The following is a 779-nucleotide window of genomic DNA, read 5'->3' on the forward strand; positions in this document are numbered from 1 at the left end:
CTGACTAACCCGTCGCAAACTGCGGTAACCGTGACGTTGAGCAACGGCCAAACCATCACCATCAAAGCCGGTGAGTCCGTCGGCACGGCGGTGTTCCACACCCCGGCTAACGACGTCTACAACAACGGTTCGACCGTCAGCACCACCATCACCAAGACCGAAGGCGGTAACTTCGAGAAGTTGGTGACGAATCCTGATGCGGCTAAAACTGTCATCACCGATTCGATCGATACCACCACCGTTACCCTGACCGCGGATAAAACCGTGGTTGAAGGTGGCGACATCACCTACACCGCCACGCTGACCAACCCGTCGCAAACTGCGGTTACCGTGACACTCTCGAATGGTCAGACCATCACCATCAAAGCCGGTGAGTCCGTCGGCACGGCGGTGTTCCACACCCCGGCCAACGACGTCTACAACAACGGTTCGACCGTCAGCACTACGATTACGAAGGCTGAAGGCGGTAACTTCGAGAAGCTGGTAACGAACCCTGATGCGGCTAAAACTGCCATCACCGATTCGATCGATACCACCACCGTTACCCTGACCGCTGACAAAACAGTGGTTGAAGGTGGTGACATCACCTACACCGCGACCTTGACTAACAAGGCGCAAACCGACGTCACCGTGACCCTTTCGAATGGTCAGACGATCACCATTAAGGCCGATCAACTGACTGGCACGGCGGTGTTCCACACCCCGGCCAACGACGTTTACAACAACGGTTCGACCGTCAGCACCACCATCACCAAGACCGACGGCGGTAACTTCGAGAA

At 56.4% G+C, this 779-nt stretch carries 1 protein-coding gene; it reads left to right on the forward strand.

Annotated elements, in window-relative coordinates; all coding sequences use genetic code 11:
• On the forward strand, positions 1–779 hold a 779-nt coding region (locus BFL40_RS27690; protein WP_143088341.1), incomplete at both ends, for an immunoglobulin-like domain-containing protein.

The sequence above is a fragment of the Pseudomonas costantinii genome, assembly GCF_001870435.1.
Lineage (GTDB): Bacteria > Pseudomonadota > Gammaproteobacteria > Pseudomonadales > Pseudomonadaceae > Aquipseudomonas > Aquipseudomonas costantinii.